The sequence below is a fragment of the Rhodococcus sp. IC4_135 genome, from assembly GCF_011602025.1.
In the GTDB taxonomy this organism is placed as follows: domain Bacteria; phylum Actinomycetota; class Actinomycetes; order Mycobacteriales; family Mycobacteriaceae; genus Rhodococcus_F; species Rhodococcus_F baikonurensis.
This window is the reverse complement of record NZ_JAAOLG010000003.1, coordinates 122,654-136,538: the sequence shown is the minus strand read 5'-3', so window position 1 is coordinate 136,538 and position 13,885 is coordinate 122,654. Positions and strand designations below refer to the sequence as shown.

General features: G+C 61.8%; 16 protein-coding genes. 6 read left to right on the top strand and 10 right to left on the bottom strand.

Translation table 11 applies throughout. The features are described 5' to 3' along the window. Window positions 1-14: 14 nt before the first annotated feature. Window positions 15-611, bottom strand: coding sequence for a hypothetical protein (locus G8767_RS08755; RefSeq protein ID WP_124567990.1), 597 nt, complete (start codon window positions 609-611; stop codon window positions 15-17). A 4-nt stretch (window positions 612-615) separates the two neighbouring features. Further along, the gene (locus G8767_RS08750) at window positions 616-1,074 is read right to left on the bottom strand and encodes a hypothetical protein (RefSeq protein WP_019745870.1); all 459 of its coding nucleotides are present in this window, start codon (window positions 1,072-1,074) and stop codon (window positions 616-618) included. Window positions 1,075-1,174: 100 nt separating this feature from the next. Between G8767_RS08750 and pip the strand changes: the two genes are divergently transcribed. Beyond that, a complete protein-coding gene (gene pip, locus G8767_RS08745) occupies window positions 1,175-2,134 on the top strand; it encodes a prolyl aminopeptidase (protein ID WP_166809885.1) in 960 nt (319 codons plus the stop codon). Here the strand turns inward: pip and G8767_RS08740 are convergent. Continuing rightward, window positions 2,122-2,724 (bottom strand): TetR/AcrR family transcriptional regulator, encoded by a 603-nt coding sequence (locus G8767_RS08740; RefSeq protein ID WP_206029122.1) that lies wholly within the window; start codon window positions 2,722-2,724, stop codon window positions 2,122-2,124. The genes pip and G8767_RS08740 overlap by 13 nt on opposite strands. Before the next feature lie 106 nt (window positions 2,725-2,830). On the opposite strand from G8767_RS08740, the gene G8767_RS08735 reads away from it, so the two are divergent. Beyond that, window positions 2,831-3,910, top strand: a complete 1,080-nt coding sequence (locus tag G8767_RS08735; RefSeq protein WP_166809884.1) for an alpha/beta fold hydrolase — start codon at window positions 2,831-2,833, stop codon at window positions 3,908-3,910. Here the strand turns inward: G8767_RS08735 and G8767_RS08730 are convergent. Continuing rightward, window positions 3,881-5,002: an endonuclease/exonuclease/phosphatase family protein gene (locus tag G8767_RS08730; RefSeq protein WP_166809883.1), complete on the bottom strand. Its 1,122-nt coding sequence runs from the start codon at window positions 5,000-5,002 to the stop codon at window positions 3,881-3,883. The genes G8767_RS08735 and G8767_RS08730 overlap by 30 nt on opposite strands. A gap of 132 nt (window positions 5,003-5,134) precedes the next feature. Here G8767_RS08730 and G8767_RS08725 point away from each other — a divergent pair, with 132 nt between their 5' ends. Continuing rightward, the gene (locus G8767_RS08725; RefSeq protein ID WP_166809882.1) at window positions 5,135-6,427 is read left to right on the top strand and encodes an MFS transporter; all 1,293 of its coding nucleotides are present in this window, start codon (window positions 5,135-5,137) and stop codon (window positions 6,425-6,427) included. Here G8767_RS08725 and G8767_RS08720 read toward each other — a convergent pair. Next, entirely contained in the window at window positions 6,402-7,442 is a 1,041-nt protein-coding gene (locus tag G8767_RS08720; protein ID WP_166809881.1) for an ABC transporter substrate-binding protein, read from the bottom strand. The two genes, G8767_RS08725 and G8767_RS08720, sit on opposite strands and share 26 nt — an antisense overlap. 61 nt (window positions 7,443-7,503) lie before the next feature. On the opposite strand from G8767_RS08720, the gene G8767_RS08715 reads away from it, so the two are divergent. After that, entirely contained in the window at window positions 7,504-8,331 is an 828-nt protein-coding gene (locus tag G8767_RS08715; protein WP_166809880.1) for a transglutaminase domain-containing protein, read from the top strand. Window positions 8,332-8,344: 13 nt separating this feature from the next. After that, window positions 8,345-9,139, top strand: coding sequence for a 2-phosphosulfolactate phosphatase (locus tag G8767_RS08710; protein WP_166809879.1), 795 nt, complete (start codon window positions 8,345-8,347; stop codon window positions 9,137-9,139). Here G8767_RS08710 and G8767_RS08705 read toward each other — a convergent pair. The 4 genes from G8767_RS08705 to G8767_RS08690 all read right to left on the bottom strand — a co-directional run bounded on the left by G8767_RS08705 (window position 9,094) and on the right by G8767_RS08690 (window position 12,293). Continuing rightward, a complete protein-coding gene (locus G8767_RS08705) occupies window positions 9,094-9,885 on the bottom strand; it encodes an ABC transporter permease (protein WP_166809878.1) in 792 nt (263 codons plus the stop codon). The two genes, G8767_RS08710 and G8767_RS08705, sit on opposite strands and share 46 nt — an antisense overlap. After that, window positions 9,882-10,823: an ATP-binding cassette domain-containing protein gene (locus G8767_RS08700; protein WP_166809877.1), complete on the bottom strand. Its 942-nt coding sequence runs from the start codon at window positions 10,821-10,823 to the stop codon at window positions 9,882-9,884. Before G8767_RS08700 ends, G8767_RS08705 begins: the two co-directional genes overlap by 4 nt. 14 nt (window positions 10,824-10,837) lie before the next feature. Further along, window positions 10,838-11,713 carry a DUF4097 family beta strand repeat-containing protein gene (locus G8767_RS08695; protein WP_095972308.1) on the bottom strand — a complete coding sequence of 292 codons (876 nt, stop codon included), beginning with the start codon at window positions 11,711-11,713 and terminating at the stop codon, window positions 10,838-10,840. Window positions 11,714-11,777: 64 nt separating this feature from the next. Then, a complete protein-coding gene (locus G8767_RS08690; RefSeq protein ID WP_095972309.1) occupies window positions 11,778-12,293 on the bottom strand; it encodes a toxin-antitoxin system HicB family antitoxin in 516 nt (171 codons plus the stop codon). 131 nt (window positions 12,294-12,424) lie between these two features. On the opposite strand from G8767_RS08690, the gene G8767_RS08685 reads away from it, so the two are divergent. Beyond that, window positions 12,425-13,021 carry a CHAP domain-containing protein gene (locus tag G8767_RS08685; RefSeq protein ID WP_166809876.1) on the top strand — a complete coding sequence of 199 codons (597 nt, stop codon included), beginning with the start codon at window positions 12,425-12,427 and terminating at the stop codon, window positions 13,019-13,021. Here the strand turns inward: G8767_RS08685 and G8767_RS08680 are convergent. Continuing rightward, a complete protein-coding gene (locus tag G8767_RS08680; RefSeq protein WP_095972311.1) occupies window positions 13,012-13,782 on the bottom strand; it encodes an acyl-ACP thioesterase domain-containing protein in 771 nt (256 codons plus the stop codon). The genes G8767_RS08685 and G8767_RS08680 overlap by 10 nt on opposite strands. Window positions 13,783-13,885: the final 103 nt, after the last annotated feature.

The window sequence follows — 13,885 nt, the reverse complement described above, 5'->3', positions numbered from 1 at the left end:
TCTCCTCCGTCACATCACCGCAGTCCGCTGACCCAACCGGCAAACACGTCGGCGAACACGTCGGCTTCGCATGCGTGCACCGATTGGGGGTAGGCGCATTCGGGGTATCCAGCGACGACGGCGGCGAGTTCGACGTTGCAACACTGCGCCAAGAGACCGCGCAGGAGATCTGCAGCCGACCAACCGGCAACGGATACCGCCGGGATTCCCTCTTCCTCGTACACCTTCAGCAGATCGTCATGCCTCCAGGACAATTCCTCGGCCACCAGTGCATCGGGGTTGAAAGACATGGCGCGGTCGAGTGATCCGCGCAGAAGTGAGTGTGGATCGTCCTCGCCGCGCAGCCTGGTCGCGAGGTCGGCCGGTGCCTTCTGCATGACGAACATCCAGGGTTTGCCGTCGGGAAAGACTCCGCCGAAGCCTGCCACGTTGAAGGGGAGGTGGCTACTGAGAAAATCGGTCTCCACGTCGACGTGCTGATCGTCTCCCAGGTGAATGAAGTGACCGGAAGCGATCTCCTCTCCGGTTGCCGGTTCGGCCCACGTGTTGTTCCACAGGTCGGTCATCCGACTGCCGTCGGGAAAATCGAGAACCTCGAAGAGGAAACCCATGTCGTCACCACTCTCCGTCGAAGTGGGTGGTTACTCCACCGGTGAGTCGAGAAACTGTTTGCGCCGAGGTCGCGAGGACGACTCGGCTTGTCTCGAAGGTCATCTCGTCGCGTTCGGTGTCCTCCGATTCGGGATCCTCGGCGAGTGAGAAGTCGAGTTCCACCTCCCGATCGGTGCTGGAACAGACCGAGATCATCAGTCCGAGTCGTTCGTCGGTGAACGCCGGCAGCGATTTCTCGGGATGAAAGTCTGCGGCCGCGTGAAAGAAGAACGCCGCCAGCCGTTCGACAAATCCTTCGTCGGTGTGTCTGCTGAGATACTGATTGAATCGATCGGGGCTGAGCAGGCCCACGTCGAAAACGAGTGTGGGTACGTCGGATTCGAAGACAGCGGCAGGAACCGCATGACTGCGAAGGAAGACCGCAGCGCCGCCGTACCCCGGCAACCTGAACCCGTCACGCATCTGGTGTACTCCCGTCGCAGAGGTGTCCTGTCCACGCTAGGCCATAGCCCGCACGCGTGCTGCTTACCGGACACGTCGGTTGATGGAAGAATTACCGCCTATGAGCGCTGTCCTGTACCCGGCCGTCGAACCATACGAGTCGGGGTTGTTGGAAGTGTCGAATGGTCAGAGCCTCTACTGGGAGACCGTCGGGAATCCGGCCGGTATCCCGATTCTCTATCTCCACGGTGGCCCTGGTTCCGGATGCACTGTCGGTGCCAGGCGTTTTTTCGATCCCGAAACCTTTCGCGCAGTTCTGTTCGATCAACGAGGCTGTGGGCGCAGCCTTCCTCTCGCGAGTGGCCCGGACGTCGATCTCACCGTGAACACGACGGCGCACATCCTCGACGACATCGAGCGTCTTCGTGAACATCTCGGTATCGAACGATGGCTCGTTTCCGGCCTTTCGTGGGGCGTCAGTTTGGGTCTGGTGTACGCCCAAGCGTTTCCCGGGCGGGTGATCGCGATGGCATTGGGCGCGGTCACCGGCGGGACGAGACTCGAAATCGAGTGGATCACCCGTGCCATGGGCAGAATATTTCCGCGTGAATGGGAGGAGTTCGTCGCGCCGCTGCCGGTGGAAGAGCGTGACGGAAACCTCCCCGCGGCCTACGCGCGACTGCTCGCCGATCCGGATCCTGTTGTGCGGGAAAATGCTGCATTGCAGTGGTGCCGTTGGGAAGACGTGCATGTGTCGCTGATGCCGGGGTGGACTCCGAGTGTTCGATACCAGAATCCCGACTTCCGCCGAGTGATGACCAGGCTGGTCACGCACTACTGGGCCAACGATTGTTTCCTGGCGCCGAATCAGATCCTGGACGGCATGGACCGTCTTGCCGAGATTCCCGCGATTCTCGTGCACGGACTGTATGACATTTCCGGGCCACTCGACACTGCCTGGGCGATCCACCAGCGGTGGCCGGGCAGTGAATTGGTGGTACTCGACGGCGCCGGGCATGGCGGCGGTGGATTCAACGAGGCAATCGTGGAAGCGCTGAATTCACTGGCTCATTCGGTCTGATCGAGTGCTCCGGCGTGGGCCGCGGCGAGCGCGCCGGCAGCAGCACGATCGGCAACCGACCGGTCGACGGGTAGATCGGCGACCAGCAGGCGATAGTAGATGGGCGCGGCTACGGCCGCCAGAAGATCAGCGGCTGAGACCTTCTCGGAGATCTCCCCGCGTTCGACTGCTCGGCGGACCACGATGTCTGCCAGTTCGTAACGTGCGGAGTAGAACTCGCGCTTGAGTCTCGCCACCTCGGGTGTGCGGACTGCGTCCGAGAACAGTGCGGCCACCAATGCGCCGCCCGACTCGCTGGTCACCAGTGCGACTATCGATCTGGCCATCTCGCGCAGGTCGGATTCGATGGAGCCGGTGTCCGGGATGGGAACGGTGGTTGCCGATATTTCGACGGCCGCGTCGGCTACGAGTTGAGACAAGGTGCTCCATCGCCGGTAGATCGTGGTCTTGTGGACTCCGGAACGGGCGGCTATGTCCTCGATGGTCATCGCCGCGAATCCGCGTTCGGACAGTTCGGCCGCGGTGGCCGCCAGAACTGCCTCACGCACCCTGGCGCTGCGCCCTCCGGGCCGTTGTGGTGTCGAGGTCATGGGCCAACCTTATCGCAACAAGGTGTTGTGTTAGTTGTGGCCGCATGGTTCACTGAGCTAATGCAACTGATCGTTGCATTAGAGATGAATTGAGGGGTGTTTTCCCATGTCATACGAATTTCCTGTCGATCACCGAGGCCTCTTCGAAGAACGCACAGGTCAGTTTCTGAGCTTCGGGCTCCCCGTCTCGGATCTCGAGGAACTGCGTGCGTCCATCAACTCGACGTGGGCCGACGCGCCGGGTGGTTGGTCGTACGAATGGTCCGCGCTGGCAGCAAAGTACTCCGCCGACGGCAATCATTCACTCGCGGCGATGATCTACGGAATCGCCAAGTTCCCCGTCCTGGCCAACGAGTCGCGACGTCGGGCCCTGCAGAATCAGGTGGACGAATACGTCAAGGCCGCACCGGGATTCGGGCTCGAATTCGAGCGTCGAATCCTCTCCCTGCCCTACCGATCCGGCGAGATCGAGCTACCGGTACACATCCTCTCCGTGGACGGAAGGTACGAAGACGCACCCGTCCTGTTGCTCAGCGGCGGCGTCGACGGCTGGAAGATGGACATGCATCCGTTGGCCAGTGCGTTCGCGAAGAATGCCGGAGTGACGGTAGTTGCTTTCGATCAGCCGGGAACCGGTGAATCACCCATTCCTCTTGATGCTTTCGGCGACGAGGTGATCGACGGGCTCGTATCGACGGCTCGCGCTCTCGGCAACGGGCAGGTGGCGCACCTGGGAGTCTCCTTCGGTGGCAACTTCGCCGTGCGGTCGGGACTGACCGGCGCGGTCGATGCCGTGATCAACATCGGTGCACCGGTCAAGGGTGCGTTCGAGACCGCGAACGCGGAGCGCCTGGTCTACGGTATGGGCGACATCGTCGGAAACGCACTGGGTTTCGATGCGCCGGCAACCAAAGAGGCGCTGGTGCAGGGTCTCCTGGCCTTCGATCGCAGTGACTTGATGGCCGCCGACGACGGCCGGACCCCGATGCTTGTGGTCAACGGGGCCGACGACGTTCACATTCCGCTCTCGGACACGACACTCTTCGAAGAGCGTCCGAACACGCAGGTACACGTCATCCCGGATGCGGGGCACTGCGCAGTGACCAAGCTGCCCGAGTTGACGCCGATGATGATCGACTGGCTACGAGATGCCCTGTCAGGAACCGCTCCACGAACCGGTCGATGACCCGCCGCCGAAGCCGGCAAACCGATACGTCGCGAGAACGGCCTTGTGATCGGTCGGCCACGGCGTCGGCGAAGCGATGAAGTTGTCCTGGGAGTTCTCTTCCACTCTTTTGTTGTGCACGATCGTCTTTCGCGGACCGACGATTCCGACGGCCCCCAGCTTCAGGTCCGACGCGCGGTCGGCGAAAATGTAGTCGATCCGATCGCGTTCGTCTGCCTCGGGTGCCCAGGTGAGCTGTGAGGTGTCGACGTCGGGATTGTCGGACGGCCAGGTGAAGCCCGGGTGTGTGGCCGGGTTCGGGTACTTACTGCGGTATGCATCGACGAATCCGGCTCGGTCGAGCAGGCGGGTGGATTCCCACGGAATGACGACACCGTTGTGGTCGAACAGATTTCGCGTGCCGTCGGTCCAGTCCAGGGCCGACGGTTCGTTGAAATCGCCGCCGAGTATGACGGATCTGCCCTTGGCCCGTTCTTGTGCTGCATCGTCGATAAACGTCGAAATTGCCTTGGGGCGTCCCGAATTGACGTTCACGCGCTGAACCGTCTCGGGATCCGTGACGGGGCCTGACGGCATCTTGTTCCAGCCGAACTCGGAGAACTCGCCAGGTTTGGGAACGCCCGCGCCGTATCCGCGGGGCAGGTAGGTCGCGTAGGACGTGTACGCCAGATGAGCCGAGTAAGCAGCGATTTGTTTGCCGTCGACCGTCACGACTGCCTTGATCATCGAGTTCAGCTCGGCTGTTTCCTCGATCGGAAACTTGGAGAGAATCCCCACGTCGGAGGACGCAGCTCCGTAGAACGTGTTACCCGATTCGGTCAGCATGTCGGCCAATGCAGTTGTAGCAGTGCCGGCTTCCGACAGGAGAACTATCGACGCCTGGGTCGAGATGATCATGTCGGCGATCAGCTGCAAGCCACCGTTGATCTTGGTTCCGCCGTGCCAGGTATTGAGCGAGAGCACTTTGATTTCCTGCGCGGGACTCGCCCCCGCGACGGAAGTATTGGCACCCAATGTAAATGCGCTCGCGGTGACTGTGCCCGCGGCTACCGCCATCGCCTTGACCATTTGGCGGCGCGTCAATCCATTCATCAAATCCCGGCTCTCGTTGTTGTGTGCTCGAACCCCCGGAAGATGATTACCATCGCTACCTAAACGGACAGTTAACCAATTGCAAAATGGCAGATTTCCACAGAACGCCGTGCGGGCAATAGTCTTCTGATCGTGGTATTCAGTGAGCGTTTCCCCGGTAACAAGACCTTTGCGAAGGTTCGTGTCCTGCCGCCGGTGGTGAAACTGCTCCTGCTCTCGATGGTGCTGTTCAACATCGGGTTCTACCTGGTTGTCCCCTTTCTCGCGGTGCATCTTTCGGAGGATCTCGGATTCGCGGCCTGGGTTGTCGGCCTGGTCCTCGGGCTCCGGATGTTCAGCCAACAGGGCATGTTCTTCATCGGTGGAAGCCTCGCCGACAGGTTCGGCAAGCGCCCGATCATCCTGCTGGGCATAGCCGTTCGGGTGGTCGGCTTCCTGATGCTCGGACTGGCCGAGAGTATGGCCGCCGTCATCGTCGGCGTGCTTCTGGTCGGTTTTGCTGCCGCACTCTTCGCGCCCGCGGTGGAGTCGGCCAACGCGGATTACGGACGCGAACTCGAGTCCGCCGGAGTTATGCGTCGTACCGATTTGTTTGCGGTGGAACAGATGTGCAGCCGACTGGGAACCGTGATCGGCCCGGCGCTGGGTGCCGCACTCCTGATGTTTCCGTTCTCGTGGACGGCGTCGAGTGCGGCGTTGCTCTTCGCGATCATGTGGGTCGGGTTCTTCATCTGGTTCCCCCGGCCCGGTGATGCACACGAGGGTCAGGTCTCGACCTATACGCTGCGTGACGTCTGGCGAAGCGTGCTGACCAACAACAACTTTCTACTCTTCGCGACGCTCTGCAGTTTTCAATTGGTTGCGTACAGCCAGCTGTATCTGATGCTTCCGGAACAGCTCGAGCGCGGCATAGGTTCACAGTCGGCGCTGGGGTGGTTCTACGTGGGTGCAGCGGTCTTGGTGATCGTCGGGCAGGGGCCGACGGTCGCGGTCGCCCACCGCATCGGGCATCGACGCGCGATCACCTTCGGGCTCGTGCTCATTTCGGTATCGTTCCTGGTTCCGCTGGCCACCTGCGTCAGCGCCGCAGCTTCGGCGCCGACCCAGATAGTCGGTCTTGCGGTGTGGATCGGGCTGCTGCACCTGGGACAGATGTTGATGGTGCCGCCGATGCGAGACACCATCGCGATCCTCGGTCGCGAAAGCAATCTGGGAGCGCACTTCGGCATGCTCAACACGATCGGCGGTCTGCTCGCGCTCCTGGGAACCGTGGGAGTCGGATTCGTATACGACCTCGTCGACAACGGCCACGCAGCGCCGGCGTCACCATGGGTGATCGTTGCGCTCTGCGTGGCCGTTGCGGCTGTGGTGTTGTGGGTGTGGTCCGGTCGAACGAAGGTTATCGACCCGCGATCGTCTGATTGATCTTTGCTACGAAATCTTCCAGCACGAACGGAATGGTGAGCGGATTGGGCATGGACACCGCGTCACTGACGATGGGGTCCAAGCTGATCAGGCCGCCGGTCTTGACCACGTTCAGATTGGTGAACGCCGGCTGCGTCTCCATCTCGGGACGAGCCTTCTCGTAGTTGTCGAAGAGCAGGTAGTCGCACTCGAGGAGGTCGTAGTTCTCGGCGGAGATCTCGTAGTTCAGTTTGCCCGCGAACCGATCCTTCAGTGCGGCAGGCGCCGTGAACCCCAGTTGCGTGAGCAGCTGAGCGCGCGCTGCCTCGGGGCTGAACGCTCGAAGATTCCCGTCACTCCAGCGAATGACGAGAGCTGCTGTCTTGCCCTCGAACTGGGGGTTCTCCGCGCGGGTACGAACGATGAGGTCCTCCACTTGCTGGACCTCCTGCCGTGCCTGCGCGGGAACACCCACAGCGGTACCGATGCGGGTCGTGACCTCCTGCCAGGGCAGAACCCAATCCGTCTGATCGGCCGCGTGAAGCACCGTCGGCGCGATGGCGCTGAGCTGCTTGTACAGGTCCTCGTCGATCGCATTGTTGACGGCGATGATCAGGTCAGGCGCTGCGGCCACGATCGTTTCGATGTCGAAATCGGTGGTGGCGTTGGCCAACGGCGTCGGCTCGGCGCCTTGAACTGCCGAGTCGGCCCAGACGCCGATTCCGTCGTCGGTCGATCCCTTCCACACCGGGACCAGGACAGGTGTCAGCCCGAGGGAGAGCAGTACGTCTGCGTCGCCGATACCGACCGCGGCGATGCGGCTGGGTGCTTGCTCGACGGTGGTGGAACCGAACTTGTGGTCGATGGTCACCGGGAAGGCGTTGGCCTCGGCGTGACCACCTTCTGTGCCGGGAGTGGATTCGTCTTCCGCGCTGTCGCCGCAGGCAGCAAGGGCAAAACCTGCTGCCGTGGCGAAGGTGACGGACAGCATGGCACGGCGGCTCAACATGGGGTTCACGGCAACCTCGGGTTTCATGGTTATGGGACCCTAACCATAGTGGAGTGGTTGTGTCCGCAGTGTTTGTTAGTCTCCGCTCATGACGGCGGTTCTCGACTACACATCAGCAGGACCGTTCACCCGCGTCGACGGGGTGGATCTGCCCGCCATCGAGCCGCTCTCCGCCGATCCCGTGGACATTTGCCGGGTGGTCCCGTACCTGGTCGTTCAACCCGCCGATGCGCAGTCGCTGAATCTGACCACCGACCGATTCGACGAAAACCAGATCCGGCCGGCAAGTGTTCTGCTCGAAAGGCTGCTCTCGCTCGATCCCGCACCCGTGACCTCCGCCCGAGACCTCGACAAGAGGGTCGTCGGAACCTGTCGGCACTTTGCCGTTTTGAGTTGTGCGTTTCTGCGCTATCGCGGTTTTGCCGCGCGGGTCCGCTGTGGTTTTGCCACCTACTTTCAACCGGGACAGGGCGTCGACCACTGGATCACCGAGTACTGGGACGGCGCCGGTAAGCGCTGGATCCGCATCGACTCGGAGATCCTCGGACAGAACGTGCTTCCTCACGCCCACGATCTGCAGCCGGGAGAATTCCTCAGTGGCGGCGAGGCGTGGTTGGCGTATCGACGCGGCGAGATCGACGCCTCCCAATTCGGGGTGTACGGAACCCAGAACTGGGGAGCCGCCGAGATCCGCGGCAACGCCGTGAAAGACCTTGCCGCGATGAACAAAGTCGAAACCCTGCCATGGGACGAGTGGGGCCGCATGACCGACGCCTACGACGGAAAGACCGGTGCGGAGTACGACGTACTGCTCGACGACATCGCCGACGTCTGCGCCACTGACGATCCCGTGGCCGTGCGAGCGTTGTACGAGCACGAGGATTTACGCGTGCCGGAGAAGCTGCTTACTTTCTGAGAGACTGGCCTGCATGAATCAGGAGCACCGCCAACTCGAGTACGGACTTCGATTCGACTGGGGCCTGCGTGGCGCCGAGGCGATCGCTGCGGGAGTCGATACCGCCGTCGTGATCGACGTCCTCTCGTTCACGACGACGCTGAGCGTCGCCGCCGACGCGGGAATCGACGTACTTCCCTATTCCTGGAACGACGAGAGTGCAGTCGACTACGCACGTGATGCCGATGCGGTCCTGGCAGTACGACGAAGTGTGGCCAGGGAAGGTCAGATCAGTCTGTCTCCCAAGACGATTCGCGAGGCCGAGGCGCCGAGTCGGCTGGTACTGCCTTCGCCGAACGGGTCGACTATCGCGTTTGCGTTGGCGTCCCAGGTTGCGGTGTGTGTCGGCGCTTCGTTGAGGAACGCTTCCGCCGTCGCCGATTGGATTGTGCACGAGCATGGTCCGCGATCCCGAGTGGCCATTGTCGCTTCCGGGGAGAAGTGGCCCGGTGGAGAGTTGCGTCCGGCGGTTGAAGATCTGTGGGGCGCTGGTGCTGTCGTGGCCGCACTGACCGCGGCGGGCTGGGACGGCCACGTATCGCCCGAGGCGCGGATGGCGGCGGATGCCTGGGCGGCGGTGTCGGATTCGTACGAGGACCACCTGCGGGACTGTGCCTCAGGACGCGAATTGATTGTCCTCGGGTTTCCACACGACGTCGCCATCGCCTCGGAACTCGACGACAGCGACACCGTACCTGTTCTCGAAGATCGTGTGTTTCGAGGTCAGCGCACCGGGCGTCGGTTGAACAAACTCCGCGCCCAGAGGTAGGAGAGGAGAGTGATCGCGACGCACCATCCGATCGCGAGGAGCGCGTTGTTCCCGATCGCTTCGCCGAGAAGCAGTCCTCGAAGGGTCTCGATGATCGGAGTGAACGGCTGATACTCGGCGAACCATCGCAACACGGTCGGCATCGAGTCGGTGGGGACGAATCCGCTTCCCAGGAACGGTAAGAGGATCAACACCATCGGGAGATTGCTTGCCGTCTCGACGCTCTTGCTGACGAGACCGAAGGCAACGGACAACCAGATCATGGCAATGGAGACCAGGATGAGGAGGGCAAACGTCGCGACCCACTCCACGAAGCCTGCCGTAGGCCGGAATCCGACGGCTATCGCCACGGCGATGACGACTACCAGGCTCACGATCGTCTGAAGGAGACTGCCGAGAACATGACCCGTCAGGACGGACGTACGCGTGATCGCCATCGTGCGGAATCGTGCAATGATCCCCGCGGTCATATCGGTTGCGACAGAGATGGCAGTACCCTGTGCCGCTGATGCCACAGTCATCAGAATGATCGCCGGTGCAACGTAGTTGACGTACTCGGCTCGGCCACCACCGCCTGGTCCGAGTCCGTTCCCGAGTGTCCCGCCGAGTACGTAGACGAACAGCAACAGAAAGACGACTGGCATCCCGACAAGCATCACCGTCATCGACGGATATCGAAGGATGTGTCGAATGCTGCGACGCAGCATGGTTTTCGAGTCCTGATAGGCAAGCGTCATGGTGGTCATCGCGCTTCGGTCCTTTCGGTGGCGGTCAGAGTCAGGAACACGTCGTCCAGGTCGGGTGTGTGCACCGAGAGTTCCTTGACGTCGATCGAGTGAGCGTCGAGTTGGTCGAGAAGAGAACGTAGTGAGCGGACACCCCCGTCGCTGGGGACCTGGAGGACATAGGCGGCATCGTCACGTGAAGACCCGTCGAAAACAGCAGCAGCAGAATCGAGTTGGTCTCGATCGAAGAAGTGAAGACGAATGTGGCCGCCAGGGATGCGTCGTTTGAGTTCCGCAGCAGTGCCTTGGGCGACTATCCGTCCCTGGTCGAGGACGGCGATGTGGTCTGCCAGCTGATCGGCTTCCTCGAGATACTGCGTCGTGAGGAAGATGGTGACACCGCCCTTGACCAACTCGCGGATGATCTGCCACATCGTGCGTCGACTCCGGGGATCGAGGCCGGTGGTGGGTTCGTCCAGGAAGATGATCTCCGGTCGTCCGATCAAGGTCATTGCCAGGTCGAGCCGTCGGCGCATTCCGCCCGAGTAGGTCGAGGCCAGCTTCTCCGCGGATTCGACCAGGTCGAACTTCTTCAGGAGTTCGTCAGTGCGCGTTCGGCGTTCATCCTTGCCGAGATGGTGAAGGTCGGCCATGAGGAGAAGGTTTTCCTCGCCGGACAGGTAGTCGTCGACCGCCGAGAACTGTCCGGTGACGCCGATGCGTGAACGCACCGCGTCGGGATCGTCGGAAGGGTTGTACCCGGCGATGCGAATGTCGCCGCCGTCGGCGGGAACGAGGGTCGAGAGGATTTCCACGATGGTGGTCTTGCCGGCGCCGTTGGGTCCGAGGAGCGCAAAGACGGTTCCGCGGTCGACGGAGATGTCGATTCCGTCCAGTACCGTCTTGTCGTCGTAGGCCTTCTTCAGGCCCGTCGCGGTGATGGCTGGTTTACGGGACATCAGCGTTCCTTTCGCTAGATCTTCTTGTTGGATTCTTCTCGAGGCTCCGAACGTCGAATGACGATGTCGCCGTAGCTGGTTTGTGCCCGGACGTCCACTCGGCGTTCGGACGACGCCGGACCGTGTGTGGCATTCATCTGGTTGTCGACACGACCGAAGGATGTATGAGCGTCGAATCGCGCGGCCGTTCCGGATCGAACACCGATATGGATTCGTCCGGCGGCCGTCTTTGCGGATACGACTCCACTCTCGATGCTCTCGAAACGAATGTCGCCGTTGGCAGTTGCGGCGCTAGCGTCGGACTCTGCGTGCTCCACGGCGACGCTGCCGTTGGCGGTCTTGGCCTTCAGCGCGCCGGTGATCGTACCGATGTTGATGTCGCCGTTGGAGTTCTTGACCTCCGCGTTGCCGTCGACGCGGCCGATGCGGATGCTTCCGGACCCGGTGCTCGTGTCGATGTCACCGGCGACGTGCTCGACGGTGATCGCCCCGGCTCCGGTGCTGACGTTGAGCGGTCCGGTGGTGTCCAGGGTGCAATCGCCGGCCGAAACCTTCACGCGTGAGCGGCCGAGGGTGCCGTCGGTACGCAGGCTGGCAACTGCGGCAGTACCTTCGAGTCCCGAGCCGGAGGGGAGCTGAACGGAGATGTCGACAGATCCGGTCTTCCCGAAAATCCCGAGGCCACGCTGTTTCGGAGTCTTGATCTGCAGCCGGCCACCCGCGAATTCGACGCGCGTTTGTTCGGCGACTCGAATGTCGACCTCGCGAGACGAGTTGCTGGGCAACACTTCCACGACAGTGTCGTTGCGGTCGCTCGCTGCGATCCGGATGTGTCCGACTGCTACGTCGAAGTTCAAGGTGATGGGGTCAGGTGTGCTGTATGTAGGCATGGTGATACTCCCGATGAGGTTGTCTCGGTTGATGAAAGGGGTCGAGCGAAAGTTGGATCCGGTGTCAGTGCACCCAGCCGGTGAAGCTCTCGGAACCTTGGGATGCGCGTTGTCGCGGAGAGCTTCTGTGTGTGCCGCCTTCCAGAGCCGTCGCGGCCGAGCGAACCAGCCACGCGTTGACGGAGATCCCGGCTTCCCGGGCCGCCGCCTCGATCCGGTCTTTGAGGTCTTGCCCCAGCCGCAGGTTGATTCGAGTCATCGAGGCGTCGTCGGACTCCGTGACGGGGCGCGGTGCCGGAGTCGGTTCCTCTTCGACGGGGGCCGGAGCCGGTTCACTGATGGCCGGTGCCACGACGAATTCGGGTTCGCGTCCCCGCAGGCGCAGGTCCACCGAGCCCGGTGCGAGGTCACGCGTGATCTCGGCAGCCGCTGCGGACAATGCGTCGAGGAGGGTGAGGCGCACTGCTGATTCCAACGGTGCGGTCAGACGATCGGCGAGTGCCTTTGCGTCTTCCCCGCCCGCTTCGGCCGCCACCGCGAGTTCGTGGCGAAGGTTGTCTACGTACGGTGTCAAGTCCATGGCACCACTATGGCACCACTTTGGTGCCATAGCAATAGTTTGATGGCACATCCGTGTGGATTTGATGAGAAGTGGCAGGTCATCGAGGTGGTTTGCGGATCGATTCTCGGCAGACTGGCACACTTGTAAGGGTGAGTCCTGCCGAAACCAAACGTCGCCGCCGTATCGTGCTTTGGATTGCCGGGGTGCTCGGCTTCGTCATCGTGGTCGGTGCGGTTGCCGTCGCAGTCGCGCCTTCGCGGTATCTGCCCTGGGACACCGCCGAGTTCCCGACGGTCGATGCCGGTGCGGTGACTTCGGATCAGGCTCGTGTGCTCGACCTACTCCGGTCCGAGCACGAGAATGACCGGCCGGGCACCTTCTATTCCGACGGTATCGACGAAGAGTGGTGCGCAGACTTCGTCAGCTGGATCATGAAGGAAGCGGGTCGACCGTTGTCGAACCCGAACTCCGGAAGTTGGCGCATCCCGGGGGTGTACACGTTGCAGGAGTACTACCAGGGGATCGGCGCGTACGCCGAGAACGGCAGTGGGTACACACCGAACGTGGGTGATGTGGTGATCTACGACAGTTCGAGATGGGTCGGCCAGCACACCAATATCGTTGTGGCAGTGGATGGTGACTCGGCGATCACGGTCGGCGGCAACGAGTTCGGCAAGGTGCGGGTGCATGATCTGGACTGGCAGTCCGACTCTGCCGTTGTGGGATTCGGAAAACTTCACCCCTGATCGTTGCGGTTCGGGGCCAGCGCGAACCATCGAGCTGATGCACGTGCCTCGCCGCCGGCGTCGATGTGCAGCGTGTTCGTGCCGGTTTGCACGCTCACCTGCTCGCCTCTCTTGATGGGCTGGGTGTACTCGAGGATCGCGCGAAAGGGTCCGCTTCGTAGTTCGTCGGGCAGCACATCTTCGACGGGTTGCCAGTAGATCGCGTTGTTCACGTGATCGAAGGGGTCGAAATCGCTCGAGCGTAACGGGAATGGCGTCTCCGCCGAAGGTGTCGTTGTGGATTCCGGGTCGATCCACCGACGCCAGTGGAGATGCTGGTCCACGGCCGTCGACGCAAGAGCGGCGGTGAACTTTTCACTGATGGTGGCCGGCATTCCCGTCTTCGGATCGATGTTGATCCAGAACGCCTCCGTTTCGATCAATCCGCCGCCGTCGGACCTGATGCGAACTCGCATCGAACACCACTTGCTCGACAGGCCGGAACACCAACGCTGCAAATGAACTCGATCCGGCCAGACGACCGGTTCGAATACGTCGATCACCGTTCTTCGCACCATCCAGAGCGGATGGGTATCCATGGCGCCGCGGTCGACGAGGTTGTCGAAGCCTGCGTCTTGGAGGTAACGCGCGATCGCGTCGAGGCGCAGGCTTCTGTCGGTGTGAATGTCTCCTGTTCGCACCGGCCACGAGACTTGGAAGACGCTGCCGGTTTCCGGCAGTTCCGGCATCGCTGTGTGATCGTCGGCTTTTGTACGGTTCATCGGATGCGGGCTCCCGCTGATCGAAGTCTGGTCGGTGTCGTTCCAGGCTTGCGTTACCCGATGGCTGGATCTTGAACCATTGGAGTCACTGTTTTCTGAATAC